Source organism: Actibacterium ureilyticum (assembly GCF_002285435.1).
In the GTDB taxonomy this organism is placed as follows: Bacteria; Pseudomonadota; Alphaproteobacteria; order Rhodobacterales; family Rhodobacteraceae; genus Actibacterium_C; species Actibacterium_C ureilyticum.
This window is the reverse complement of record NZ_NSBT01000007.1, coordinates 2,501-28,793: the sequence shown is the minus strand read 5'-3', so window position 1 is coordinate 28,793 and position 26,293 is coordinate 2,501. Positions and strand designations below refer to the sequence as shown.

At 64.4% G+C, this 26,293-nt stretch carries 24 protein-coding genes, 1 tRNA gene and 2 rRNA genes; 13 read left to right on the top strand and 14 right to left on the bottom strand.

Going from position 1 to position 26,293, the window contains the following annotated elements; genetic code table 11:
- Nucleotides 1-125 precede the first annotated feature (125 nt).
- Genes CLM60_RS01100 through CLM60_RS01060 form a run of 9 tightly spaced genes read right to left on the bottom strand, consistent with a single transcriptional unit; the run spans nt 126 to nt 9,528 of the window.
- Entirely contained in the window at nt 126-1,700 is a 1,575-nt protein-coding gene (locus CLM60_RS01100) for an acyl-CoA dehydrogenase family protein (protein WP_095587426.1), read from the bottom strand.
- Nucleotides 1,697-2,569 (bottom strand): amidohydrolase family protein, encoded by an 873-nt coding sequence (locus CLM60_RS01095; protein WP_095587425.1) that lies wholly within the window; start codon nt 2,567-2,569, stop codon nt 1,697-1,699. Before CLM60_RS01095 ends, CLM60_RS01100 begins: the two co-directional genes overlap by 4 nt.
- Nucleotides 2,570-2,578: 9 nt before the next feature.
- Entirely contained in the window at nt 2,579-4,456 is a 1,878-nt protein-coding gene (locus CLM60_RS01090; RefSeq protein WP_095587424.1) for a feruloyl-CoA synthase, read from the bottom strand.
- A 26-nt stretch (nt 4,457-4,482) separates the two neighbouring features.
- Complete coding sequence (locus CLM60_RS01085; protein WP_095587423.1) at nt 4,483-5,250, bottom strand: crotonase/enoyl-CoA hydratase family protein; 768 nt, start codon at nt 5,248-5,250, stop codon at nt 4,483-4,485.
- Nucleotides 5,251-5,260: 10 nt separating this feature from the next.
- On the bottom strand, nt 5,261-6,028 hold the full coding sequence (locus CLM60_RS01080; protein ID WP_095587422.1) for an SDR family NAD(P)-dependent oxidoreductase: 768 nt from the start codon (nt 6,026-6,028) through the stop codon (nt 5,261-5,263).
- An 11-nt stretch (nt 6,029-6,039) separates the two neighbouring features.
- On the bottom strand, nt 6,040-7,320 hold the full coding sequence (locus tag CLM60_RS01075) for a TRAP transporter large permease (RefSeq protein ID WP_095587421.1): 1,281 nt from the start codon (nt 7,318-7,320) through the stop codon (nt 6,040-6,042).
- Nucleotides 7,320-7,859, bottom strand: a complete 540-nt coding sequence (locus tag CLM60_RS01070; protein ID WP_095587420.1) for a TRAP transporter small permease — start codon at nt 7,857-7,859, stop codon at nt 7,320-7,322. Before CLM60_RS01070 ends, CLM60_RS01075 begins: the two co-directional genes overlap by 1 nt.
- Nucleotides 7,860-7,910: 51 nt before the next feature.
- Nucleotides 7,911-9,014 carry a C4-dicarboxylate TRAP transporter substrate-binding protein gene (locus CLM60_RS01065; protein ID WP_095587419.1) on the bottom strand — a complete coding sequence of 368 codons (1,104 nt, stop codon included), beginning with the start codon at nt 9,012-9,014 and terminating at the stop codon, nt 7,911-7,913.
- A gap of 37 nt (nt 9,015-9,051) precedes the next feature.
- Nucleotides 9,052-9,528: a MarR family winged helix-turn-helix transcriptional regulator gene (locus CLM60_RS01060; RefSeq protein ID WP_095587418.1), complete on the bottom strand. Its 477-nt coding sequence runs from the start codon at nt 9,526-9,528 to the stop codon at nt 9,052-9,054.
- 484 nt (nt 9,529-10,012) lie between these two features.
- Between CLM60_RS01060 and CLM60_RS01055 the strand changes: the two genes are divergently transcribed.
- The 12 genes from CLM60_RS01055 to CLM60_RS01000 all read left to right on the top strand — a co-directional run bounded on the left by CLM60_RS01055 (nt 10,013) and on the right by CLM60_RS01000 (nt 21,359).
- Nucleotides 10,013-11,155, top strand: a complete 1,143-nt coding sequence (locus tag CLM60_RS01055) for an NAD(P)H-dependent glycerol-3-phosphate dehydrogenase (RefSeq protein ID WP_095587417.1) — start codon at nt 10,013-10,015, stop codon at nt 11,153-11,155.
- Nucleotides 11,152-11,937 carry an HAD-IIB family hydrolase gene (locus tag CLM60_RS01050; RefSeq protein ID WP_095587416.1) on the top strand — a complete coding sequence of 262 codons (786 nt, stop codon included), beginning with the start codon at nt 11,152-11,154 and terminating at the stop codon, nt 11,935-11,937. Before CLM60_RS01055 ends, CLM60_RS01050 begins: the two co-directional genes overlap by 4 nt.
- Before the next feature lie 15 nt (nt 11,938-11,952).
- The gene (gene ggpS, locus CLM60_RS01045; RefSeq protein ID WP_095587415.1) at nt 11,953-13,443 is read left to right on the top strand and encodes a glucosylglycerol-phosphate synthase; all 1,491 of its coding nucleotides are present in this window, start codon (nt 11,953-11,955) and stop codon (nt 13,441-13,443) included.
- 323 nt (nt 13,444-13,766) lie between these two features.
- On the top strand, nt 13,767-13,964 hold the full coding sequence (locus CLM60_RS01040) for a hypothetical protein (protein ID WP_095587414.1): 198 nt from the start codon (nt 13,767-13,769) through the stop codon (nt 13,962-13,964).
- A 10-nt stretch (nt 13,965-13,974) separates the two neighbouring features.
- Nucleotides 13,975-14,961 (top strand): TOMM precursor leader peptide-binding protein, encoded by a 987-nt coding sequence (locus CLM60_RS01035; RefSeq protein WP_095587413.1) that lies wholly within the window; start codon nt 13,975-13,977, stop codon nt 14,959-14,961.
- Entirely contained in the window at nt 14,945-16,288 is a 1,344-nt protein-coding gene (locus CLM60_RS01030) for a YcaO-like family protein (RefSeq protein ID WP_095587412.1), read from the top strand. The genes CLM60_RS01035 and CLM60_RS01030 overlap by 17 nt, the downstream gene beginning before the upstream one ends.
- A 17-nt stretch (nt 16,289-16,305) precedes the next feature.
- Nucleotides 16,306-17,151 carry a SagB/ThcOx family dehydrogenase gene (locus tag CLM60_RS01025; RefSeq protein WP_095587411.1) on the top strand — a complete coding sequence of 282 codons (846 nt, stop codon included), beginning with the start codon at nt 16,306-16,308 and terminating at the stop codon, nt 17,149-17,151.
- A complete protein-coding gene (locus tag CLM60_RS01020) occupies nt 17,151-18,293 on the top strand; it encodes a protein-L-isoaspartate O-methyltransferase family protein (RefSeq protein ID WP_095587410.1) in 1,143 nt (380 codons plus the stop codon). Before CLM60_RS01025 ends, CLM60_RS01020 begins: the two co-directional genes overlap by 1 nt.
- Nucleotides 18,290-18,736 (top strand): hypothetical protein, encoded by a 447-nt coding sequence (locus CLM60_RS01015; RefSeq protein WP_095587409.1) that lies wholly within the window; start codon nt 18,290-18,292, stop codon nt 18,734-18,736. The genes CLM60_RS01020 and CLM60_RS01015 overlap by 4 nt, the downstream gene beginning before the upstream one ends.
- The gene (locus CLM60_RS01010) at nt 18,723-19,988 is read left to right on the top strand and encodes a type I glutamate--ammonia ligase (protein WP_176473754.1); all 1,266 of its coding nucleotides are present in this window, start codon (nt 18,723-18,725) and stop codon (nt 19,986-19,988) included. Before CLM60_RS01015 ends, CLM60_RS01010 begins: the two co-directional genes overlap by 14 nt.
- Before the next feature lie 4 nt (nt 19,989-19,992).
- The gene (locus CLM60_RS01005) at nt 19,993-20,892 is read left to right on the top strand and encodes a hypothetical protein (RefSeq protein WP_095587407.1); all 900 of its coding nucleotides are present in this window, start codon (nt 19,993-19,995) and stop codon (nt 20,890-20,892) included.
- Nucleotides 20,889-21,359, top strand: coding sequence for a hypothetical protein (locus CLM60_RS01000; protein WP_095587406.1), 471 nt, complete (start codon nt 20,889-20,891; stop codon nt 21,357-21,359). The genes CLM60_RS01005 and CLM60_RS01000 overlap by 4 nt, the downstream gene beginning before the upstream one ends.
- Here CLM60_RS01000 and CLM60_RS00995 read toward each other — a convergent pair.
- Nucleotides 21,332-21,718, bottom strand: a complete 387-nt coding sequence (locus CLM60_RS00995; RefSeq protein WP_095587405.1) for a hypothetical protein — start codon at nt 21,716-21,718, stop codon at nt 21,332-21,334. The genes CLM60_RS01000 and CLM60_RS00995 overlap by 28 nt on opposite strands.
- The gene (locus CLM60_RS20805; RefSeq protein WP_176473753.1) at nt 21,719-21,895 is read right to left on the bottom strand and encodes a hypothetical protein; all 177 of its coding nucleotides are present in this window, start codon (nt 21,893-21,895) and stop codon (nt 21,719-21,721) included.
- A 189-nt stretch (nt 21,896-22,084) separates the two neighbouring features.
- Between CLM60_RS20805 and CLM60_RS00985 the strand changes: the two genes are divergently transcribed.
- Entirely contained in the window at nt 22,085-22,903 is an 819-nt protein-coding gene (locus tag CLM60_RS00985; protein ID WP_095587403.1) for a hypothetical protein, read from the top strand.
- Between the two features lie 45 nt (nt 22,904-22,948).
- Here CLM60_RS00985 and CLM60_RS00980 read toward each other — a convergent pair.
- From CLM60_RS00980 to CLM60_RS00970, 3 genes are all read right to left on the bottom strand, one after another.
- Nucleotides 22,949-23,025, bottom strand: a tRNA-Met gene (locus CLM60_RS00980).
- Nucleotides 23,026-23,072: 47 nt separating this feature from the next.
- Nucleotides 23,073-23,187, bottom strand: a 5S ribosomal RNA gene (gene rrf / locus CLM60_RS00975).
- Nucleotides 23,188-23,269: 82 nt separating this feature from the next.
- Nucleotides 23,270-26,098, bottom strand: a 23S ribosomal RNA gene (locus CLM60_RS00970).
- Between the last annotated feature and the right edge of the window lie 195 nt (nt 26,099-26,293).

The following is a 26,293-nucleotide window of genomic DNA, read 5'->3' as shown; positions in this document are numbered from 1 at the left end:
GGAGCCCGCGAGCACCCCCCGCACAGGTGACGGGCCGCCGGAAAAGGCGCGGGCCGCCGCCCTCAAGCCCGGCATCGAACGGACCATATGTCGACGTTCCGCCAAGCTTGAGGGTGTCTTTGACCTCAGGCTTCCAGAGGCACCTGACGGTCATGGGCCCGATTGACCCGGGCCGCCAGCCGGTGCAGGCGCGCGGCATCGGGCGCGGCATCGGCCACCGCCGCGATGCGCGCCCAGACGGCGCGATAGGCCAGGGTGCAGGTCTGTTCCATGAACGCGTGTGCGCCCTGCACGGCTTCCGGGTCCCGGGCGATCTGTTGCGCGGCGGCCTGCCATTCGGCCAGCGTATCGGCCATCTGCGGGCCGCTGTCGCGGATGAACGCGGCAAAGGCCCGCGCGCCCGCCCCGCCGTTCAACGCCAGCGACCGGGTCGCCGTCGTTCTGGCATGGATGCCGTTCGTGCCTTCGTAGATCGCGCAGATGCGCGCGTCGCGCCAGTTCTGTTCGGCGCCGTATTCGCGCAGATAGCCGTAGCCGCCCATCACCTGGATCGCCAGATCGGCGGCACGCGTTCCTGCCTCGGTACAGAAATACTTGCAGACCGGCGTCATGAACTCCACGAAATCGGGCGCGTCGCCCCGTTCCTGCGCCACCAGCGTGATATGGCACAGCGCCCGGCCGCCAATGGCCAGCGCATCGCAGGTGTCGATCATGCGCGCGACATCGGCGTGGCTGTCGATGGTGGCCGGTTGGCCCGCCGCATCGCGCCCCTGAACCCGGTCAGCGGCATAGCGCGCTGCCAGATCGGCCGCCCGCGCGGCATGAGCCACGCCCTGCAACCCGACATCGAGCCGGGCGTGGTTCATCATCGCGAACATCGCCTTCAGCCCCGCGCCCTCTTCGCCGACCAGATAGCCCACCGCATCGTCGAATGCCATCTGGCAGGTGGGCGAGGCGTGCAGGCCCAGTTTCTCTTCGATGCGGGTGACCTTGATCGCGTTGCGCGTGCCGTCCTCCAGATCCGAAGGGCAGGCATAAAGGCTAAGCCCCCGCACCCCCGAATCCGGCGGGCCGGACCGCGCCAGCACCAGGTGCAGGATGCCCTGCGACATGTCCTGATCGCCGCCCGAGATGAAGATCTTCTCGCCATTGATGCGCCAGCCGTTGCCATGGGCGGTCGCGCGCGTGCGGATGGCCGACAGATCGGATCCGGCGCCCGGCTCGGTCAGGGCCATGGTCGCCAGCCAGCGGCCTTCGGCCAGCAGCGGGATATAGGCGGCCTGTTGCGGCGCGGTGCCGAAATGCCGGAGCGTGCTGATCGCCGCCGGGGCCAGCGAACAGACCATCTGCAACGCATGGTTGGCGCCGCTGAAAATCTCGCTGACCCCGGCCAGAACGATGGCGCCCTGGCCCTGTCCGCCGTGTTCTTCGGGCGCCGTCAGCCCCTGCCAGCCCTGCGCGGCCAGTTCGTGGAACAGATCCGCAAAGCCATCGGGCATCCGCACCCGGCCACCGTCGAGCCGGCAGCCCTGGGCGTCGCCCACCGCATCCAGCGGCGCGATGCGCCCCTCGGCGAATTCGGCGAACGCGCCGATGATCGCCGCGGCCAGCTCATCATCCCAATCCGGCAGCCGGTCGGCCCGCGCCACATGGCGCAACGAAAACAGGATGTCGTCGGTTGGCGCGTGAAAATCGGTCATGACAGCCCCAACAGCCGCATCGCGTTGTCCTTCAGGATCAGCGGGCGCACATCGTCGCGGAAATCGGCCTGGTCGAAGGCGTTCAGCCATTTTTCCGGCGCGATCATCGGCCAGTCGGAGCCGAACAGCATCTTCTTCTTCAGGATCGTGTTGGCGTATTGCACCAGGATCTTGGGGAAGTATTTCGGCGACCAGCCGCTGAGGTCGATATAGACGTTGGGCTTGTGCTGGGCGACCGACAGCGCCTCTTCCTGCCAGGGGAAGGACGGGTGCGCCAGGATGATGGGCATATCGGGGAAATCGACCGCCACATCGTCCATATACATCGGGTTGGAGTATTTCAGCCGCATGCCGTTGCCGCCGCGCATTCCCGACCCCACACCTGTCTGGCCGGTGTGAAACAGCACCGGCTTGCCGGTTTCGGCAATCGCCTCGTACAGCGGATAGGCCAGCCGGTCATTGGGATAGAACCCCTGCATCGTCGGGTGCAGCTTGAAGCCCTGAATGCCGTGGTTTTCCACCAGATCGCGGGCCTCGCGCGCACCCAGCTTGCCCTTGTGCGGGTCGATGGACGCAAACGGGATCAAGATATCGGCCTCGGCCGCGCAGGCCTCGGCAACCTCGTAGTTGTTATAGCGCCGGTAACCGGTCTCGCGCTCGGCATCCACCGGGAAGATCACCGCCGCGATATTGTGCTGGCGGTAATGGGCGGCGGTCTGCGGGATGGTTGGCGGGTGCTGCCATGGTGCGCCAAAGTAATTGGCCATGGTCGACATCAGATCGTCATAGCCGTCATCGGCATGACAGCCACAGGGCTCTTCGGCATGGGTGTGAAAGTCGATCGCGCGGATCTTCGAGAAATCTATCATTGTCCTACCTCACACCCGGATCAGCGCCGGGTCTTCGTTGTCGTAAAGCCGTTCCAGCAGGTCGGCGCGTTTCTTCAGGATGTTGTTGATGTTGAGCGAACCCTTGTCCGTGACCTCGTTCGCTTTCAGCGAGGGCGGCTCGGCCAGGATCAGCGCGCGGGTGATCCGCTTGGCCGATCCGGTGACGGTGCCGTTCATCGCGCGCAGGCGCTCTTCGATCCGGGCCATCAGATGGGCGTCGGTCACCGCGCCACGGGTGACATTGCCGGGCTCGGCCGCGCCGGGGGCGGGAAAGACGAACAACCCGATCTCGCCCCGGTCATGCCCGCAGACCACCACGTCGGAGGCCAGCCCCGCCAGCGCGCCCAGCGCCTTCATCCGCAGGGTACCGGCCTGGACCCAGGTGCCGGTTTCCAGTTTGAAATCCTCGGACACGCGGCCATCAAAGATCAGCCCGCGCGCCGCATCGTCGGGGTCGACGAATTTGACCGCATCGCCGGTGATGAAGAACCCCTCGTCATCGAAGGCGGCGGCGGTCTTGTCGGGGTCGTTGTAATAGGCCGTCATCACGTTCGGCCCCTTCACCCGCACCTCGCAGCGCATCTCGTCATCGGGGATCAGCTTGATCGTGACGCCGGGCAGCGGCACACCGATCACGCCAGACCGCCCGATGGGTTCGTGCACCGCCAGACAGGCGGGCGCGGTTTCCGTCAGCCCCCAGGACGAAATCATCAACGGCAGCCCGCCGCGCGCCTCGAGGCAGAAGTTTTCAAGCGCCTCCCACACGTCCTGCGGCAGCGACGCGCCGGCATAGAACAGAAGCTGCTGTTCCTTGATGATCTCGCGCCGGGTGTCGGGCATCTCGGTCAGGGCATCGACCATCATCGACCAGCCCACCGGCACGTTGAAGGCCAGCGTGCCGGGCCGGTCGATCCGGTTTTTCAGCGTCGTGGCAAAGGCCGGGCCGGTTGGCTTGCCGCTGTCGATGGTCAGCGTGCCGCCATTGGCCAGCATCATGTTGACGTTGTGGCTGCCGCCAAAGACGTGGTTCCACGGCAGCCAGTCGGTGATGCGCGGCGCGTGATCTTTCAGAAACGGCAGGATGGTCGCGATCTGGGCCTGGTTCACGCACATCATGCGGTGCGTCGTCAGCACCCCCTTGGGGTCCGAGCTGGAGCCCGATGTGAACAGGATCTTGGCCAGCGTATCCGGCCCGACCTTGGCATGCGCGGCGTCGACATCGACGCTGTCATCGGCATCCATCAGGTCATCCATCCGGGTGACGGGCCGCGCACATTCGCCGCGACAGGCCACGATCTCCACCCCGTCCAGCTGCGGCAGCTCCAGCGCGGCGGCATAGCGCGTGGCATCGTCGACAAAGGCCATCGCGGGTTTCACCCGATCCAGCACATAGATCAGGCGGCCATGCGCCTCGGCGATCAGGGAATACTGTTCGGCCAGCGGGACCACGGGCACGCCCACATATTGCGCGGCCAGCGACAGGATCAGGTGGTCCAGGCCATTGCCGGACATGATGGCAATCGTGTCCCCCTGCCCCAGCCCGCGCGCCACCAGATGCGAGGCCACCGCGCGCACCTGCACCAGCAGCTCGCCATAGGTCACGTTGCGCCAGCCCGGCCCCTTGGCGGGGCGTTCGGACACCGCCACGCGATAAGGTGCGGCGACGGCCCAATGGTGCAGCCATGCGCCGGTGTTCGGCGCGGGGTCCGGCAGCGCATAGCCCGAGGTCAGAAGGATCGTGCCATCGGCCCGGTCCTGGCGCGTCACGCGGTGCGGCACGAACTTGGTCAGGGTATGGCGCCGCGCCCAGTCGGCGCGTTCGGCGGTGCCTGTGGGCGCCTTCTCGATTTCGGTGATGGTGGTCATGGGTTCCTCCCCCCAAGGTGCGATGTTCAGCGGAACACCGGCGCGCGTTTTTCAAGAAATGCCTTCAGCCCCTCCTCGGCGTCGGGCGTGGTCTGGACCAGGGCGGCGGCCAGGCTTTCGGTGAACAGCCCGTCGGCGCGCGACATGTCGGCGATCCGTGGCAGCGCGTTCACCATGAAATAGTTGGACATGGGCGCATTGTCGGCGATGCGCGCGGCCAGCTCGCGCGCCATCGGCAGCGCCGCGCCCTCGGCCACGCTGTAATGGGTCAGGCCCAGGCGCAGCCCCTCGTCGGCATCGTATTTCCGGCCCGTCAGCATCATCTCGACCATGCGGTCGGCGCCCAGGATGCGGCCCACGCGCACCGTCGCGCCGCCCCCCACGAAGATGCCGCGCCGCCCCTCGGGCAGCTGGAACATGACGGACGGCTCGGCGATGCGCACATGGGTGGCACAGGCCAGCTCAAGCCCGCCGCCGATCACAGCGCCGGTCATGGCGCTGACCGTGACCGTGCCGCCATACTGGATCATGTCCATCACCCGGTGCCAGTTGCGCGAGTGATGCACCCCTTCCTCGGCGCTGCGCGAGACATGCTCGGCCAGATCCAGCCCGGAGCAGAAATGCCCGCCCGTCCCGTGCAGGATCACCACCCGCACCTCGGCGGGCAGCGCGGTATAGAACGCCTCGATCTCGGCAAGCAGCCCGTCGGACATGGCGTTTCGTTTATCCTCGCGGATCAGGGAAAGTTCGGCGATCTGGCCGTCTATGCGGCCTTGGGTATAGGTGCCTGTCATGGTGCGTTCCTTATTTGGGGGCCAGCCGGACGGCACTGTCGAGGCGGATGACCTCGCCGTTCAGCAGCGGATTCTCGACAATGGACTGAACCAGCATCGCGAATTCGTCCGGGCGGCCCATGCGGGACGGGAATGGCAATCCGGCCTCGAGCGCGGCACGTGCCTCGGGCGGCAGGCCACTGGCCATCGGGGTTTCGAACAGGCCCGGCGCCACGGTCATCACGCGGATGCCGAACCGGGCCAGTTCCCGCGCCGCCGGCAGGGTCAGCGACGCGACGCCGCCTTTCGACGCGGCATAGGCGGCCTGTCCGATCTGGCCGTCCTGCCAGGCGACGGATGCGGTGTTGATGATGACGCCGCGCGCGCCGTCCTGGTCCACCGGATCCAGCGCGGCCATTGCGCGGGCGGCGATGCTCAGCACGATATAGGTGCCGATCAGGTTGACCTCGACCGTGCGGCGAAAGCTGTCGATGGGCAGGGTCCCGTCGCGGGGCAGTATCCGCGCGGCGGTGCCGATGCCAGCGCAATTGGCCACGATGCGCGGGGCGCGGCCAAGGGCGGTTGTCACGGCGGCAAACGCGGCGTCGACGGCGGCTTCGTCGGTGACATCGGCGGCATGAGCCACCCCGCCGATTTCGTCCGCGACCTCAGCGGCGGCATCGGCGCTGCGGTCGATCACCGCCACCCGCGCGCCCGCGGCGGCCAGACGGCGCGCGGTTGCCGCGCCCAGCCCGCTTGCCCCCCCGGTCACCAGGGCGATTTCATCGGCAATCTGCATCTGGTCTCTCCTCAGAAAAAGCCATGCGTCGCGATCAGGATCGCGATCAGCAAAAGGTCGGCGATCAGAAACGGCACGATGCCGGCAAAGATCTGTTCAAGCTTCACGAAATCGCGGGCGACCGAATGTATGACAAAGACGTTCAGCCCGACCGGCGGCGTGATCATCCCGATTTCCAGCAGCTTCGCGACAAGGATGCCGAACCAGACCTTGTCGACCCCGTGCATCCCGATCAGCGGCAGAAACAGCGGCAGCGTCAGCAGCAGCGCGCCGATGGGTTCCAGGAACATGCCCAGCGCCAGATAGATCAGCGCGATCATGATCAGCAGCCCGGTCGTGCCCAGGCCCATGCCTTCGACGAAGCCGCTGATTTCGACCGACAGGCCGGACATCGCCACCAGCCGGGTGAACAGGTTCGCGCCGATGGCGATGATGAACAGCGCGCCCGCCGCCAGCAGGGTATCGACCAGGCTTTCCTTGAAACCCGCCCAGCTGAGCGACCGGCGCAGCACCCCGATGACCAGCGCCATGAACGCGCCAAAGGCCCCGGCCTCGGTCGCGGTGAAGATCCCGCCGAACAGGCCGCCGAGCACCGACAGGATCAGCAGCAGCACCGGCCAGATCTCCAGCGTCTTGGCCCAGCGGTCGCCCATGGTATAGGCTTGGGCGCGGGGCAGCGCCTCGGGCGTGCGCAGCCAGACAGCCAGCACGGCCAGGATGTAAAAGACCAGCGATGCAAGCCCCACGAACAGCCCGCCGACGAACAGCGCGTTGATCGACGCGTTGGACTGGATGCCGAACAGGATCAGGATGATCGACGGCGGGATCAGCGCGCCGATGGTGCCGCCAGCGGCGACCGATCCGGTGGCCACCCGCAAATCGTATCCCTGACGGTGCATCTCGGGGATGGCGATGCGCCCGATGGCCGCCGAACAGGCCACCGAAGACCCCGACACGGCGGCAAACCCGCTGGACCCGCCCAGCGACGCGATGGCCAGCCCACCGGGCAGCCAGCCCCACCAGACGCGTGCGGCCTCGAACAGCCCGCGCGTCAGGCCGGAGTGATAGGCGATATACCCCATCAACAGGAACATCGGGATCGAGCTGAGCGTCCAGCTGGCCGACGAGGAATAGGGGATCGTCGACAGCATGCTCATCGCGGCGCGCGGCCCGGCGATGCCCATGATGCCCAGGAAGGACACGAAGATCAGGCTGAGGCCGATCGGCACCCGCAGGGCGATCAGGGCCAGCATCGCGATAACGGCGACGATACCGATGGTGACCGGATCCATCACGCGTTCCCCCCGGCGGTCGAGTCGACCTCTTCGATCGGGTCATGACCGGACAGGTCGAACCGCCCGGTCGCCAGCTGGTACACCCGCAGCAGCAGCACCACCGTCATCAGCGCGAAGGACAGCGCCGGGATCCAGTAACTGGGCCAGGTTTGAAAGACGGTTGTGCCGACCTCGACATAGGCGCCCCGCGTTGTCTGCTTCATCGCCTCGCCAAAGGTGGCATAGGCCATCAGCCCGAACACGCACAGCCCGATGCCGATCCCCAGCCAGGCCACCGCCTGCCGCCAGCCGCCACGCAACGCGTCGGTGAAGATCGTCGCCTCGATATGGCGGCGGTGGATTTCCGTCACCGCCAGCGGCAACAGGCTGATCGCGACCATGTAATAGCGGCTGACCAGATCGGCGGTCGACGGAAAGCCCGACCCCAACAGGCTGCGCATGAACACGTCGATCACGATCTGCAACATCATCGCCAGCAACGCGACGGATACGCATGCGATGCTGATCCGGTCGATCCAGTTCTCGAAAGTCTTCATCCCGGCCCCTCCGCCCAAGGAAATGCCCCGCCCGCAGGCGGGGCAGGATCATCAGAACCCGTAGGCATCCATGTCGAATTTCGAGAAGATCTCGGCGTAGCGCAGCTCGGCCAGCTCTTCATAGGGCATGTCGTCGCTGACCAGGGCTTCCCATTTCTCGACCAGCGCGATGTAGCGGTCGATCTTGGCCTGCGCGTCGGTCACGCCGCGTTCGGTCAGGATCCCCGCCGCCGCGGCCAGCCGTTCGGCGTTATAGGCCTCTTTCGCGGCGGCCAGGCTGTCATCCATCGCGATGAATTCAATGCCCTCGACCGCGCGCGCGGCGGCGGCATCGCGCATGAACGCCACCAGCCCCTTGGCCGTGCCATATTGCGCCGCGCGGGCCAGCGCGCCGCGGTCCTCGGGCGTCATGCGATCCCACAAGAGCTTGCTAACCGTGGCGTCGGCGGCCCCGTTGAAGACGCCCTCGTCCACCTCGGTCACGTATTTGATCACGTCGCCCAGACGGTTCGCGATGATCTCGTGATTGCCGCTCATGGTGCCGTCGATCACACCCTGGCTCAGCGACTCGAACAGTTCGGAAGACGGGATCTGCGTGGGCTCGCCGCCCAGCGCCTCGACGAAACCCGCGTAAAGCGGCGCACCGGTGCGGATGCGCAGGCCCTTCAGGTCGTCGACGCTGCGCACGGGTTTGGTCGACAGGATGTTATAGGTCGGCGTGGCATCGGTGCCCAGATACACCTGTCCGTTGGCCGCGAATTCGGCCAGGCATTCATCGCAGGTGGCAATGTATTCGGTCACCGCGGACGAGATCGCCAAGTTGCTGCTGCCGACGATCGACAGCTCGGACGGCAACGCGGCCTCGGGGAATTCGGCGGGGAAATAGGGCATCAGCAGCGTGCCCATCTCGGTCACCCCGTCGCGCAGGCCCGCGCTCATCTCGTTGGGGGCCACCAGCCCCGACGGCGTGTCCTTGAGGTCCCACCGGCCATCGGTGAACTCGCGCAGGCGCACATCGAATTCGGGATAGACATCCGTGGCCAGCACATGGGACGGGCCAAAGCCGCTTGTGGCCCGGATCGTGTCCGCCTTGGCTGGCACGCAGGCAGCCGCAACCGCGCCGGCAAATGCCAGCGTTACGAGTTTCGTCGTCATGTATCCTCCCTTGGTCGCCCCTTACGGCGACACCGGTTCAATCAGGGGCCGAGCTTTCGATCTTGCTCAGCAGCTTGAAAATCTGCGCCCTCTCCTCCTCCGTCATCCCGGCAAACAGGCGCTCTTCCTGCCGGCGGACTTCCTCGACTGACTGGTCGTGCACATGCCGCCCCAGAACGGTGGCGGTCAGCTCGTACCGGCGTCGGTCTGTTTTCGATCTTTGCCTGATGATCAGGTCGCGGGATTCCAGCTCGTCGATGACGACGACAATGTTCGACCGCTCCATCTTCAGGCATTCCGCCAGGACAGAGGGCGCGATCCCCGGATTTTCGACGATCAGGGACAGGCAGCTGAACGACGGCACCCGCAGATCGAACTGTGTCATGCCCGCCAGCGCCAGGGGTCGCGCGGTCAGATAGGTCCGCTTCAGCATATAGCCCAGGAAACTGCGCAGGACCGCGTCGCTGGGCGTTTCTTCGGGGCAGGGCGTCTGTTGGTTCGCTGTCGATGCCATCGTATTCCTCCCGTCACGGGATTTGTGACAGGGAATATAGTTATCCGTCAATAACTATATTCAGTAACTATTTTGTGTCTGGGTCCGCGCCACCTTGGGCGATTCCGGTCAAATCGTTCACTTCTCTGGGGAATTTCCGGCGGCACGGCATCTGATCGCACGCCCATCGCACCGCAAAGGTATGATGCATTACCCTGCGCCCCGCCGCCACAGGCCCGGTTCTGGCCCGCATTTGTTCTCGCAGCGCCCGAATTTGTGACAGCGGCGCCCAGCTTGCGACCACCGGGCGCCATTCGGGCGGCGCTGCGGCGGTCATTCCGCACCGGCAGCACTTTTTTGCAGTTGCAGCATTGACCTTGCAGACAAGAAGTATACCGTTAGCGACATGAATGGTCTGTAAGCGACATAAAACCCTGATCGGGAACCCTGTTTTCCCGCCTGCCGCCGGCCACCGTTCCCCAAGCCAGACAAAGCGAAACACAACATGAAGCACCAAGTGGTCACGCCGGTGTCACGCCGCAATCAGCCCGAACCCTATACCCGAGTCGCCGTTCTGGGGGCCGGTTCGTGGGGTACGGCGGTGGCGGCCACCTTTGCCAAGGCGGGGGCACAGACCCGGCTTTGGGGGCGTGATCCGGCGGTTGTGGCGGCGATCAACGAAACGGGCCAGAGCCCGCAGCACCTGCCCGATGTCGCGCTGCCCCGTGGGCTGCGAGCCACGGATGACATGGCCGCGGCGCTGGACGGCGCCCAGGCGGTGGCCGTGGTCGTGCCGTCGCGCGCAGTGCGTGCGGTAATCGCCCAAGCGGCCGCGCACCTGACACCCGACATTCCCATCGCGCTTTGCGCCAAGGGGATCGAGGCGGAAACCGGCCTGCTGATGACACAGATCGCCGAGGAAGAGCTGACCGGCAACCCGGTCGGCTGTATCTCGGGGCCGACCTTTGCGGCCGAAACGGCGCTGGGGCATCCCACCGCCGCGACGGTCGCCTTTCCTTTTACCCATCGCGACCGGCTGGACCCCGATGAAAGCCCCGCCCTGCGCATGGCGGTGTCGCTGTCGACCGAAAGCTTCCGCACCTATGTCTCGGACGATCTGGTGGGGGTCGAGGTCGGCGGCGCGGTGAAGAATGTCATCGCCATCGCCTGCGGCATGCTGACCGGCGCGGGCTTTGCCGAAAACACGCGCGCCGCGCTGATCACCCGTGGCGTGGACGAGATGAAGGTCCTGGCCGAGGCTTTGGGCGGGCGCCGCGAGACGGTGACCGGCCTGTCGGGGATGGGGGATCTGACGCTGACCTGCTCCAGCGCGACATCGCGCAACATGTCGCTTGGGCTTCAACTGGGCGGTGGAACACCGCGCGCGGCCTGTTTCGACGGCCGCCCCGTCGTGGTCGAGGGCGAGATGAACGCCAGATCCGTCACCGACCTGGCGCGGCGCGTGGGCGTGTCGATGCCGATCTGCGAGGCGGTGCGTGCCATCCTGCACCACGACGCCGATCTTGGCGCGACCTTCGCCGCGCTGTGGGCCAGCCCGATCGAGGCCGAACCGCGCGCGCTTGAACTGTCCTTCGATCACCCGGCCTCTGACACGGCAATCCAGCAACTTGCAGAAAGGTTCGCATGACACAGCTAACAGACCCCGCAGACAGACAGGATCTGTCGAACAAGCAATTCGTACTGGCAACCGACCTTGACGGGACGTTCCTGGGCGGATCGGCGGGCGCGCGTGCGGACCTTTATGAATGGATCGGCAACAACCGCGATACGGTCGGGCTGATCTTCGTCACCGGGCGCGACCCGGGGTTCATCAGCGATCTGACGCGCAATGGCGACGTGCCGCGCCCCGATTATGTGGTGGGCGATGTGGGCACCACCATCGCGGCGGTCGGGGCCGATCATGTCCTGACCCCGATCCGCACGCTCGAGGCCGAAATCGCCGCCGCCTGGAATGACGCGGGTCCGCGCGTTCATGACGCGCTTGCCGATATCGACGGGCTGCGCCGTCAGCCCACCGGGTTCCGCTATCGCGTCAGCTATGACATGGATCCCGACCGGTTCGACCGCGCCGCATTGCGGATCGTGGCCGGTCTGGGCCTGGATGCGCTGGTGTCCGACAACCGCTATTTCGATGTGCTGCCCAAGGGCATCAGCAAGGGGCCGTCGCTGTCGCGCCTTCTGGTGCATCTGGGTGTGGCGCCCGAACGCTGCTTGGTGGCGGGCGATACGCTGAACGACCTGTCGATGCTGTCGCTGGGGGTTCCGGCGGTCGCCGTCGGCAACTCCGAACAGGGGCTGATCGCCGCGCTGGCGGGGCAGGATCACGTACATTTCGCCACCGGCGAAGGGGCGGCGGGGATTGCCGAGGCGATCCTTGCCCTCGACCTTCTGCACCGCAACGCCGCCTGAACAGGGAAACCGCCCATGTCGTCCGATCTTGTCATCGTCTATCACCGCCAGCCCTATGAAGAGGTCGAGGAAAACGGCCGTATCGTCCTGAAGGAAAACACCAGCCCCAACGGGATCGTCCCGACGCTCAAAAGCTTCTTCGGGGCGGTGGATCACGGCGCTTGGGTGGCGTGGAAACTGGCCGAGGACCCGTCAAACCCCGATTTCGAACAGGTGATCGAGATCGACGATGCCTATGGCAAATATTCGGTGTCGCGCCTGCCCTTGTCGCCGCATCAGGTGCGGGAATTCTATCACGTCACCTCGAAAGAGGCGTTCTGGCCCATCCTGCACAATTTCAAGGAACGCTATAACTACGACCCCGTGGACTGGCCCAATTTCCGCGAGGTGAACTGGACCTTCGCCGAGGCCGCCGCCGCCGAAGCGGCCGAGGGCGCGCTGGTCTGGGTGCATGATTACAACCTGTGGCTGGTGCCCGGTTACCTGCGCAAGCTGCGCCCCGATCTGCGCATCGCCTTTTTCCACCACACGCCCTTCCCGTCGGCGGATGCCTTCAACGTGCTGCCCTGGCGCAAGGAGATCATCGAAAGCCTGCTGGCCTGTGACGATGTGGGGTTCCACATCCCCCGCTATGCCGCAAATTTCGCATCCGTCGCCCGCAGCCTGTTCGATGTCGAATCCGTGGGCCGCGAGCGGGTGCCCGACAAGTGGATTTCCGAAGGCACCGCGCTGATCGAACGCATGATGCCGTCCGAGCTGCGCTATGACGGGCGCAGCATCTCGGTCAGCGTCGCGCCGGTGGGCGTCGATGTCGACTATATCACCGAGAACGCGCAATCCGACGAAGCCGTCGAGAAAGCCGCCGCCATCCGCGAAGAGCTGGGCGAGACGCAGCTGATCCTGTCGGTCGGGCGCACCGACTATACCAAGGGCGGGATCGAGCAGCTGGAAAGCTTTGAACGCGTGCTGGAGGCCAACCCGAACCTGATCGGCAAGGTGCGCCTGATGCATGTATCGGTGTCGGCCAACCGCAACATGACCGCGTATGAGGATATCCAGGGCGACCTGGAACAGGCCGCCGGTCGGATCAACGGGCGCTTCGGGACGCTGGACTGGCAGCCCATCGCGCTGATCTCGCGGGCGATCCCGTTCGTGGATCTGGTGTCCTATTACCGCGCGGCGGATGTCGCCTGGATCACGCCGCTGGCCGATGGCATGAACCTGGTGTGCAAGGAATTCATCGCCGCACGCGTCGATGGGGACGGTGTGCTGGTCCTGTCCGAATTCGCCGGTGCCGCGGTCGAATTGGAAAGCGCGGTGCTGACCAACCCGTTTTCGAACCGCTCGATGGACAGCGCGATCCTGACGGCGCTGAACATGCCGCGCGACGAACGGCTGACGCGCATGTCCAGCCTGCGCGAGGTGGTGCAATCGAACCCGGTCCAGAACTGGAAACCGGGCCGCCTGAAGACAGCAACCTCCAAGACCGTCGCCTCGGCCGCCTGACGCAACCGATTCTGGAACCGGCCCCGGGCCGGCCATTCAAACTGCGCGGTCGAATCGCCGGGAACGGCGCCGGTCAAGCGTCATCCGCCAACCCGCGCCCCTGCCGTGGCGGAAAATCGCTGCGCGGATTTGCCGCTTTGGCATGAAGTCGCGCATCGAAACTCTCCCTTAGGTTTATTCCTTCGTTGATCGAAACCTTTGCTAGCGTGAAGGGGGAAGCGCCAGATTACGGCCTTCCGTCTCTGCATTAAGTGAAGCGAATACGTCACCGATCGGGGTCGGCGCGGGTCGTCCGGCCACCCCCCAAAACCGGAGAATTTTCGATGAACAAAGACACCAACGAAATCGTGGAAAGCTATAACGACGCCTTCGATCCGGCGCCGGCAATCGCCAATCCGCGCGTCTATCAGGATCAGGGCGCGACCTTTGGCGGCGGCGGTGGCGGTGGGGGCGGCGGCGATACGCAGTCGCCCGATTTCTGCACCGTCTTCTGCGATCTGGCCTCAAGCGTTCGCGGCTAGGACACCTGCCATGCACCTGCACCCCGCTCTGGATGTTCGTCAGCTTTCGGCACGCGTCTCGTCGGAATTCGACGATGGAACAGAGCGGGGCCTTGAACACCAGACCCGCCTGATGTTTCGCAGCGCCATCGACAGCTTCGCCCTGCGGGACAACCCGCAACTGGCCGACGCGCTGCGGTCCGGCGCCATCGACAGCGCCACGCCCGGTGGCCAGGCGCTGAAGGATCGCGGTGTGCTTATCGATACCCCGCTGACATGGAGCAACGACATGGTTGTCCAATCCCTCGACCTGGCGCGGCGCGCGTTTCAGAACGTGCTTGGCGACGATCCCGAACGGGTCGAAGCGGCCACGCTGGCACAGCCCGTCTTCTCGATCATCGGTCAAGGGCGCGTGGCCGACAGCGTTCGGCGCCACGCCTGCGATATCGGTGCCATCGCCGCCGCCGAGGATCGCGGCCTGGAAACGGCGGATGCCGCGATGGTCTGCGCCGATACCTGGGACCACGCATTTTTCAGCGACCAGAACGCGCGGCTTGCCGATAGCGGGCTGCCTTATGTCTTTGCCTATGTCGATCAGACACGGGCGGTTGCCGGTCCGCTGTGTCGCGGCCGCGAGGCGGCGTGCTACACCTGTCTGTTCGAACGGCGCGCGGCCCATGGCCGGGCAGGCCGGGCGATCGAGGATTGGCTGTCGGCCCCCGCCGCCCCAGCAGATCCGCTGGCCCCGTCCCGTGCCGTGCCCAGTGCGATCGTCGCCACGACCGCCGCGGCCAATGCCGTCGCGCTTATGATTGCGCACCTGTCGGGGATGGAACACACGGCCCCGCTGGGCATGGTGCGCGAACAGGAATTGCTTTCGGGCACGTTCGAGGCCGGGATCGTGCTCAAGGCGCCGCGATGCCCTGTGTGCGGCACCCGTCCCGATTTCGCCCCGGGCGCCCCCCTGCGCACCGGCCGCCTGACATGGGAGGCGGCAGAGCGTGACTACAACGATTGAGCTTGCCGATATCAAGCGCATCGACGGCTTTGCCCTTCCCGATGCGCTGCGCGACACGATTGCCCGGGCGACGCATCCCCGGTTCGGGCTGATCAAGACCATTGTCGAAACCCCGGTGCCGCAGGGTCTGCCGCGGTTCCATCAATACAGCGCCTCGCTTGCGGATGTCCGACGCCTGCGCCGGGGGCGCAGCCGCGCGAGCGAGAAAGCCATTCGCGGCGGCGCGCTGGGATGCAATCCGGTCGATACGCTGTGGGCGGCGGTGGGCGAATCCGTCGAACGCTACAGCGCGGCGATCTACCCCGAGGACGCGATCGTCCATGGCACATGCGACAGCTTGCAGATCGACGACACCATCATGCGCAGGCTGATCCGGTTCTCGCCCGAGATGCTGGCAGACCCCGAGGTCTTTTTCCACGATTATGACCCCGACCTGCCCCGGGGCTGGGTGCGCGGCACGTCGCTTCTGGATGGCGCGCCGGTCTGGCTTGCGGCGCAATCGGTCGTCTTCAACTATCACATGGCGCATGATCACGAGCTGTTGTCGCACAACACATCGAACGGGATCGCCGCCGGCCAGGATATCGACGCCGCCCGCCTTGGCGGTCTGTGCGAGGTGATCGAACGTGACGCCTTCGCCTGTCACTGGATGCTGCGCCGCGCGCCCGATGCCCTGCCCGCGTCGCAGCTGGACACGCTGTCGCTGCCGCGCCAGGTGCGTGCCCTGATGAACAGCCCGTCGCACCGGCTGCGGGTCTTTGACATGCGCGTGGATATCGACATTCCGACCATCCTGGTGGTGCTGTCCAACAGCGATGACACGGTGTTCTGCATCGGGGCGTCCTGCAAACCGACCCTGGATCAGGCCGTGACCAAGGCGGTGTGCGAGTCGATCCACTGCTGGACCTATCTGGCGCAACAGCGGCTTCTGGGCGCACGGCCCGTCGCGTTCGAGGATATCTCGAACTTCCTGGAACACGCCGAATTCTATCTGGACCCGGTGCGCAAGCCCGCGTTCTGGTGGCTGACCGAGGGGGACGTCGCCGAATACCACACCGATTTCCCGAACGGCGACACGTCCACGGCAACGCTCGAGGCGCTGCTGGAACGGGTCGGCGCGGCCGGGCACATACCGGTGTGGTTCGACATGACCGGGATGGATGCGGCGCAACTGGGTCTGGCCGTGGGCAAGGTTGTCGTGCCGGGGCTTCAGCCGCTTTACAGCGGTCTGGCCATTCCCGATGACCTCAGACGGCTGGAACAGGCCGCGCCGCATCTGGGCCTCACACAGGTTGAATTGAACCGCGATCCCCACCCGTTCCCCTGAACCGCAAAGGCCCCGCCATGCCGATGATCGAACGCCTGCCCCTGTCCAGTGTCACACCGACCATCCGGATCGCGGGAATGGAACGCGACGGGTTCGACCTGGTCGAGTTGTTTGCCGAAAACACCAAGCTGCGGCCATCCAACATCCGTGCCCACCGCTACCGGATCATCCCGCATCTGCGAAGCGAGGCCGCCGTCCGCGCCGGGGCGCATGGGTACAAGGTCTATCTCGACGCGCCATCGCGCCCCCTGCCCGAGGTTCACAGCAATACCGCGCCGCGCGAATCCGCGCGTTTCTTTCCACCCCATTCGGACGCGCACCGGCAGGCGGTCGAACAAACCCTGGCCCATGCGCTGCGCCGGGACCGGCACCGCACCGCCGGCACGTGGCAGGATGTCGTCTATGCGCTGGGTCGCTACCCGTCGGCAGGCGGGCTGTTTCCGGTGGAACATTATGCGGTCCTGCCCGACCCCGATACCGGTGCCTTCGACGTCTGGTATGTCGATCCGAAGAACGGGCGGCTTGTGTTGGTCAATGGCGGCATTTCCGGTGATCTTCTGTACGGCGCGCTTGCCACCACGGCAGAGCGGCTGGGCCAACCCGCAGCCGTCCTGTTCCAGACGGTCCTGCATCAGCGCAGCACGGCGAAATACGGCGCGAGGGGCTATCGCTTCGCCCTGACCGAGGCCGGATGCGCGGCCCAATGCGTGCTGGACGCCGCGACGCGCGCGGATCTGGCCAGCCTGTGCTGGGGCGGGTATGTCGACGATGCGGTCAACGCGCTGCTGGATGTCGACGGCGTCGATGAAACCGCAATCGGCTGCATCCTGCTTGGCGCGCCGCAAACGGACGGGGCCGCGTGATGGGCGGCGCCACGATGACCGGCACGACCGGGCGGCTTGATGCGCTGCGGGCGCAGGTGGTCCGGCAATATCCCGACCTGGCCGGACGGGACGACATTCTGGCGCTGCTCGACCAGGTGCCGCGCACGCTTTACGCCGATCGCTATGCCGTGCTGGGCGAGACCGCATTCAAATCCTTCGACGGCAGCGCCCGGCACATGGACGAGGTTCTGTCCGATGCCCCGCTTGTGCTGTCCTATGACGCTGTCGGCCTGCCCGCATCGACGATCTCGGCCCCGTCCATCGTGTTGAAATTCATCGCACTTCTGGATCCGCAACCCGGCGAACAGATCGTCGAGGTCGGATCGGGATGCGGCTGGATGGCCGCGATGATCGCGCGCCGCGTCGGGCCGGACGGCCATGTCACGGGGATCGAGATCCTGCCCGAGGTCGCACGCGCCGCAAGCGCCCGCGCCGCCCGCATCGGCCCGGCGAACTTGACCCTGCTCGCGGGCGATTTCAACGATGCGCTGCCCGGCCTGCCGCCACAGGACAGGATCGTGGCCACGGCGGCGTTCGACCGGGTGCCGCTGGCGATGCTGCGCGCGCTGAAGCCCGACGGTGTGCTGTTGCTGCCGGTGACCATCGCCCATGCGGTGAATGCGGCGCTGCTGATGGACCGTACGGGCCACGTCATCGCGCAGCTGCCATCGCTGTTCGTCCCGGCAACCGGAGCGTTCGGGGTATCGGCCCTTCTGCCAGACTGGTCGGCGGCGACCGGGCTGGCGCATCCCGGCACCCGCAGCGCAGAGCTGAGCGCGCGGTTCGACCGGCTGGGCGATCGCGCCTTTGGCCTGCGGTCATTCGTGGCCGCGACCGAGCCGCAGGGCTTCCTGTCGCGCCGGCCCGATCCGAAAACCGGTAAATCCGCGCCCGGCTGGGCCTTTGGCACGACCTATTCCCAGGGCGCGCTGACCATAACGGATCGCGACGGGGTATTCGTACACGGAAGCCCCGACCGGGCGACCGAAGAGCTCGACCGCCTTGTCGCGCGTTGGGTGGCGGTGCTGCGCCCTGCGCCGACCGATCTGCATATCCGGCCCGGCCCACCCACAGCCGACGGCAACGCGCTGTCGCTTGTGGCCACGGCGGACGCGGCATGAGGTGGCTGGCGATCATCGGGCTGGGCTGCGCGACCGCGGCCATGGCGGGGTCCGATCAAGGCGCCGACACCCTGGCCCCCGCCCCGCGCCCCGGAACGGTCGCGGCCCAGGTCGCCCCCCGGTTCGCGGCGTTTGCGGGCCTGTGGCAAGGCAAGTGGGAGGGGACGCTGGACGTTGTCTTCGCCCTGCAAAGCGCCGATCAGACGGACTGCCGCGCCTATGTCTCGTGGGGGCAGAACGCGCTGGTCGCGGATGCAGGCGAAACCGTCACCCCCTGCCGCGAGGTGGGCGGAGAGCTGGTGATCTGGATGGGCGAGCACAACATGATCGTGCTGGAACCCGATCAGGACGATACGCTGTTCGGCCTGTTCTATACCCAGGATGCCGAGCGTCCCTTTCGCGTGGTCCTGCGCCCCGAAAGCCGCGAAAATGACGGCGGATGACGCGGCAGAGCCCGCCTTTGTCTTCACCGATATGGCGGGCCGCGTCTGTACGTTGCCGGTCAAGGACGGGCGCGGCTTTTCCGGCTCTGTCCTGCCCGAATGGTGTGCGCCCAGCCATAGCGATCTTTGTTTCGAACCGGACGACACCGCATGTTTCGGGGCCGCGGGCGACTATGCGTTCGGCTGGATCGCGCAGCGCCGGGGGGGCGCGCCGGCCTGGTTCGACAGCCGGGCCATGCTGGAACGGACAGTGCAACGCCTGGCGGCGCATGGGATCGAGATCCGCGCAGGCTTCGAGGCCGAGTTTTACCTGTTCGACACCGCCCGGATCGTGGCGGGGCTGAGCCACAGCGAAATCACCCTGGAAAGCGCCGACATGGTCGATCAGCATCCGCGCGCCGCGTCACCCTATCGGATCGGATACCCCCGGATGCAGTTCCGGCCGCCCCCCTTCGACCGGCATCGCGGTCTGCGCCGCCGTATCGCGCAGCGCCTGTCGGCGCTGGGGGTCAACGTCGTGCATCACGACCACGAAGCCGGGCCGGGCCAGCAGGAATTCGCCCTGGCCCCCGCTACGCCGGTGGCGGCCTGCGACGCGCTGTCGGTCCTGAAACTGGTGACGCATGAGCTGGCCGATCTGGGTGGAATGACGGCAAGCTTCATGCCGCTGCCCCTGTCCTGGTGTCCGGGCAGCGGCCTGCATCTGCATCTGTCGGCGCGGCAGAATGGCAAGGACATGCTGTTTGCCACGACCGGGCGCACCGATGCGGGGCGGCAGGCGGTTCGCAGGCTGACGGCCGCCATACCCTGCCTGGCCGCGTTCGCGACCCCCTCGCCCTCGGGGCTGCGCCGGTTGTGGATGATGCACAACGCGCCGGGTCCGGGCGGCGGCGTTGCGGGCTATGGCAGCCGCCGGGGTCTGGTGCGGCTGATCGCGCCCGATACCGGCCGCGACGGGCGGGTCGAGCTGCGCTTTCCCGATGCCTCGGGCGATCCCTATGCGATGATGACGGCTGTTCTTGGATGCATGTTTCTGCACCCGCCCGAGCCGATGCCAGCCCCCGATCACGCGCCGGTTCTGGCGATGCGGCCGCTTCTGGACCAGGCGATGCGTTGTCTTGAGCCGGTGCTTGACGCGGCGGGCGCGCATCCGCGCTATGCGCCTGCTTATCATGGCTTTCGCCAGCGCGAGCTGGACGCGCTGGCCATGGCGCCGTCGATCGCGGAAATGCAACTGCATCTGGGGTGTTAGGCCAATGTCGCGTTTGCACAGCCCCCCGGTCACAGCGGATAATGCGGCGTACGAGACCGCGCTGCGCCATGACCGGATCGCGCAGATCGAACATCGGATGAAGCGCCCGCTTCCGGACGGGTTGATAGCCCTGGTGCGCGATTTTGCCCGCTGCGGGGGGAACGAAACCCGCCAGAACCTGCATCGTCATTACGACCTGGCCCGCCCCCATGCCGCCTATGGCGATCACGATCCGGTCAATTTCGAATGGGCTTTATGGATGGGCGCCTTTGTCTGGGAGACCCCCGTCGGCAGTGCCCATTGCATCGGCCCGCCCGACCCGCTGGCAAGCGCCATTCTGGACACCAGTCCGCGTGGGGGACAGGAGCGGCTTGTGGTGCATCTTGGCGCGGCGGGGCGCGACATTCCCCCGTTAGACGGCGCGCGCGCGCTCGTTCCGCTGCGTCTGGCCGCCGAAAGCCTGACGCTTCACGCGATTTGTCGCGATGGGATCTGTACCGCGCGGCCCGTCTATCCGCTGCCGCCGCGACCCCGGCCAGAGTTCCCCCAATGGTACGACACGGGGGATTTCACCTGGACGAAGATGTCATGCAGCCCACATGGCGGGTTCTGCCTGGCGGTGCTGCTGGAAATCGCCGGTTGGACCGTGTCGCCGACGCATCTGTCGTCGGGGGGGCGTGGCCTGGCGCTGTCCCATGCGGAAAAGCGTGCGATCCTGACCCCAGATGGCCAGATCGGCGTTCTGACCCGCCATCAATCCGAAACGTCGCGCGCCCTGTCCGCCGCGATGGATTCCCTGCCCGATGACGCCCCCCTTGGCCCGATCCGATGGCCCGCGGCGGCCCCTCATCCGGTGATACCCCGCCGCGTCGACAGGGACGGCACGCTTTGGTGCGACGCATGACCGCGCTTCGCCCCATCGACACCGGCGATATCCCGGACATCATCCGCGCCGCACAGGCGATGTTGCAGGAATCCGACTGGCGGCATTTCGGGCTGGATGCGCAAAGCGTCGACCGGCTGGCCCGGCGGGTGATCTTGGATCGGGACAAGCCCCGGCTGGGCCTGATCGCGCGAAATCCAAAGGGGGACGTGTCCGGGATCATGGCTGCCGAGATCGACGATCTGGAATGGGTGGTCGGGCGGCGCGCGATCAACATCTTCACATTCGTGCCCCCACAGAATGCCGGCAGCCTGATCGGCCCGCGCCTGATCCGTGCCTTTCTGGACTGGGCGCAACGCCATCAGGTCGATGCGGTCGAATTCGGCGTATCCTCGGGCGTGCGGCTGGACTCGTCGGACCGTCTGTTGCGCGCGCTGGGGTTTCAACCCGTCCAGGGCACTTATCTGACGGGGGAAAGCCGATATTGATGGCCCAGGAAATCCCCCGCGATCCGATGGTCGGACAAAACGCAGGCCGACCCGCCTTTGCCCTCCATGACGGTCGCCAGCCTCTCCTCGACCGGGGCATCCGGCGCGGCAAATACCATGGCCCGCCACAGCGTCGCACGGGTGACCGAGAACGCCTCGTACCGCAGCGCGATCAACAGGTCGGGCGAAAACCAGTGCAGCGCGCGCGTCTCGTCTGGCGCATGAAAGCCCAGCAACCAGGCCAGGGATCGCTGCGGATCGAAATCCAGGTCGGGATACCGCCGCAGGGCAATGTCGCGCATGAATGGCAGGATCTGTTTATCGATGATCTTTCGATCCCGGGCGGGGTGGATGCGCATCTAGCCGCGCCGGCAGATGTCACGCATCTGGGCCGAGGTCGGCGGCACCAGGTTGCACGACGCCGAATGCGCCGCCCGCGCACGAACCGCATCCACCAGCGCCCCGGAAAACCACACAAGCAGGCCGATCAGGCAAAGCGTGGTCAGCGTGAATGCAATCGCAATGCGCACTGTCATCTTGTCGGCCCCTTGGATGCGGATGGGCCCGGCGCCCACCACTCAGGCGGGATCATAGCGCGTCTTTTTCGGGTCATACGTGCGCGATGCCGCAGCGCCTTGAACTGGCACGAACTGGCCGTTCTGCCCCGTTGGCCCTAGCGGCTTCCCGCCGATCCGACGCCAATCACCATCGAAAGGATTTGCAAGATGAGGCCCTTCGCAGAAAGCATCACCCGCGGTGTCTGGCGCGAAATCACGGTGGCCGGACTGCTTCAGGTGGCTGCGGTCGGGATCAACCTGTTCGGTCTGTCGATCCTGCGCGGGGGCGAGGGGGGATCGGCCATCGCCTCGGCCTTTGCGCTGCTGTTCGCGACCGGCGTTCTGGTGACATACTTCACCGGGTTTCTGTCCAACTACGCCTGCGCCAAGACCGATATCAAGCTGCGTCAACAGCTGTTGCAGCTGCCGCAGATCCCCGCATCGCGTGCCAATAATGACGTGTCGATCGCGGTCGGTGTCATTGTCTTTTACGTGTTCGCCCCCGGTCAGACGGTGGCCTGCGCCATTTATCTGGTACAGCTACATCGGCTCGACCCGATGGCATTTCTGACGCTATCTGGCGGCGTTCTGCTCGCGCTTTTACCGCTGCTAGGCTACACGCGTTGGCGCGGCCGGATGATCGGACGGGTCCGCCAGGCGCGCAACAGCCTTCTCGATCATCACGATGCAGCAAACGCCGTGAAATGCGGGCGGCTAGAGACATATCGGCGCGACTATCTGCGCTTTGTGGTTTTCGATGCCCTGCTCGGGCTGCTGTTCATCCTGACAATGATTGGGCTGGTTTTTCTGGTCAGTGACATGCTGGCGGCCAAGGATCAGCTTGCCGGGCTGGCGCTGATCGTGCTGATCCTGTTTCAGATACGCAGCCTTGCGGTGGCATTCAGTCTTTATCAGGAGAATCGCAAAAGCGCCCGCGCCATTGCCCATGACCTTGCAAGACAAGACCGTCGCAGCGCCATCGACTGATGGCTGAGGTCATGATTTCTATTTTTTCTGGCATTTTTTATCGACTGGTTGCGGGAGTAGGATTTGAACCTACGACCTTCAGGTTATGAGCCTGACGAGCTACCGGGCTGCTCCATCCCGCGTCACTGTCGATTTTTGTCGTTTAGAGAGATTATTGGTTTTTTTCTAGGTTTGGCGGTGACCTACTCTCCCACGTCTTGAGACGCAGTACCATCGGCGCAACCGAGCTTAACGGCCGAGTTCGGGATGGGATCGGGTGTTTCTCTGGCGCTGTGACCACCAAACCGAGGAAAAAACCAAGTCAAGTCAAGTACATGTGTGTTTTGTGTATGCTTCTGACCAGTATTAGCCTTGCTATTACTGGATCAAATCAAGCCTATCGGACAATTAGTACCGGTCAACTGAACGCATTGCTGCGCTTACATCTCCGGCCTATCGACGAGGTGGTCTACCTCGGTCCTCAGGGATACCTTGTTTTGAGGGGGGCTTCCCGCTTAGATGCCTTCAGCGGTTATCCTGTCCGATCATAGCTACCCTGCACTACCGTTGGCACGATAACAGGTCCACCAGTGGATCGTTCACCCCGGTCCTCTCGTACTAGGGGCAACTCCTCTCAAGTATCCTACACCCACGGCAGATAGGGACCGAACTGTCTCACGACGTTCTAAACCCAGCTCACGTACCTCTTTAAACGGCGAACAGCCGTACCCTTGGGACCTGCTCCAGCCCCAGGATGAGATGAGCCGACATCGAGGTGCCAAACACTGCCGTCGATATGGACTCTTGGGCAGTATCAGCCTGTTATCCCCGGCGTACCTTTTATCCGTTGAGCGATGGCCCTTCCACGCGGGACCACCGGATCACTATGGCCGTCTTTCGACTCTGCTCGACTTGTCAGTCTCGCAGTCAGGCTGGCTTCTGCCATTGCACTCAACGAGCGATTTCCGACCGCTCTGAGCCAACCTTCGCGCGCCTCCGTTACTCTTTAGGAGGCGACCGCCCCAGTCAAACTACCCGCCACACAGGGTCCCGGCACCGGATAACGGTGCGCGGTTAGACATCAAGCAGAACAAGGGTGGTATCTCAAGGGAGGCTCCACAGGAACTGGCGTTCCTGCTTCGAAGCCTACCACCTATCCTGCACATGTTGTGCCTGATGCCAGTGTGAAGCTGTAGTAAAGGTGCACGGGGTCTTTCCGTCTAACCGCGGGAAGCCTGCATCTTGACAGGCAATTCAATTTCGCTGAGTCGATGTTGGAGACAGCGGGGAAGTCGTTACGCCATTCGTGCAGGTCGGAACTTACCCGACAAGGAATTTCGCTACCTTAGGACCGTTATAGTTACGGCCGCCGTTTACCTGGGCTTCAATTCGGAGCTTGCACCCCTCCTTTTAACCTTCAGGCACCGGGCAGGCGTCAGACCCTATACGTCGTCTTGCGACTTCGCAGAGCCCTGTGTTTTTAGTAAACAGTCGCCACCCCCTGGTTTGTGCCCCCAGCTCCAAGTTGCCTTGGAACCGGGCCTCCTTCTCGCGAACTTACGGAGGTATTTTGCCGAGTTCCTTCAACATCGTTCTCTCAAGCGCCTTGGTATGCTCTACCAGTCCACCTGTGTCGGTTTAGGGTACGGTCTGATGGAGGGCTATTTCCAGGAACCTCTCAGCGGCCCACCCAATCCGATAAGGGTGAACAACAGTCGAGATCCGTCACATCCTCCTGGCCTAGGAATATTAACCTAGTTCCCATCGTCTACGCATTTCTGCCTCGACTTAGGGGCCGGCTTACCCTGCTCAGATTAGCTTTAAGCAGGAACCCTTGGACTTTCGGCGAGAGTGTCTCTCACACTCTTTGTCGCTACTCATGTCATCATTCTCGCTAGTGATCGCTCCACCGTTCCTCACGGACCGGCTTCATCGCCAAACCCTGTCCTCCAATGATCCCCGAAAGGATCGAAGGAGGAATGGGTTTTATCACACTACGCTCTGCTACCATGCCTTACGGCATCCTCAGCTTCGGCTCGTGGCTTGAGCCCCGTTACATCTTCGCCGCAGGACAACTTGTTTAGACCAGTGAGCTGTTACGCTATCTTTAAAGGATGGCTGCTTCTAAGCCAACCTCCTGGTTGTTTTGGTCGTCCCACCTGCTTTCCCACTTAGCCACGAATTGGGGGCCTTAGCTGGAGGTCAGGGTTGTTTCCCTCTCCACGACGGACGTTAGCATCCGCCGTGTGTCTGCCATCTAGTACTCCCGGGTATTCGGAGTTTGGTTAGGATCAGTAAGCCTGTGGGGCCCCATTACCCATCCAGTGCTCTACCCCCCGGGGTATTCGGATGACGCTCTACCTAAATAGATTTCGCAGAGAACCAGCTATCTCCGAGTTTGATTGGCCTTTCACCCCTAGGCACAGCTCATCCCGATCTTTTTCAACAGATGTGGGTTCGGTCCTCCAGTAAGTGTTACCTTACCTTCAACCTGGCCATGCCTAGATCACTCGGTTTCGGGTCTGATCCTACGAACTCTGTCGCCCTATTAAGACTCGCTTTCGCTGCGCCTACACCTAACGGCTTAAGCTTGCTCGTAAGACCAAGTCGATGACCCATTATACAAAAGGTACGCCGTCAGCTCGCAAGGAGCCTCCGACTGATTGTAGGCGTTCGGTTTCAGGTACTGTTTCACTCCCCTCGTCGGGGTGCTTTTCACCTTTCCCTCACGGTACTGGTTCGCTATCGGTCAGTAAGGAGTACTTAGCCTTCGAAGGTGGTCCTCCGATCTTCAGACAGGATTTCACGTGTCCCGCCCTACTTAATACGTACCTCAAAGCTTCCCATACGGGGCTATCACCCGCTATGGCCCTGCTTCCCAACAGGTTCTGGTCACTTATCGGTCTCGGCTGGTCCCCGTTCGCTCGCCGCTACTAGGGGAGTAGCTATTGCTGTCCTTTCCTCCGGGTACTTAGATGTTTCAGTTCCCCGGGTTTGCTCTTAAAACCCTATATATTCAGGTAATAAGTACTTGGTTTACCCCGCTATTGAATGACCTTGCGGTCAACAATAGTGGAATATCAAGTGGGTTGCCCCATTCGGAAATCCATGGATCAAAGCCTATTCTCGGCTCCCCATAGCTTATCGCAGAGTATCACGTCCTTCATCGCCTCTTACTGCCAAGGCATCCACCAAACGCCCTTCTCGCGCTTGATCTGATCCAGAAAAAGCAAGGCTCTTGGCAGGGCCAAACTTCGTGCCGATCGAACGGCGCTCCGGATCAGAAGTCATACATTTTCCCGCCCGCCTTCCTGGTTCGTGAAGGCGGACATGATGCGATCTTCCGATCACATCAGGTTAGTGTACTTGACTTGGACAACATCGTCGTTTCGGAAGGGATACGCGGTTCCA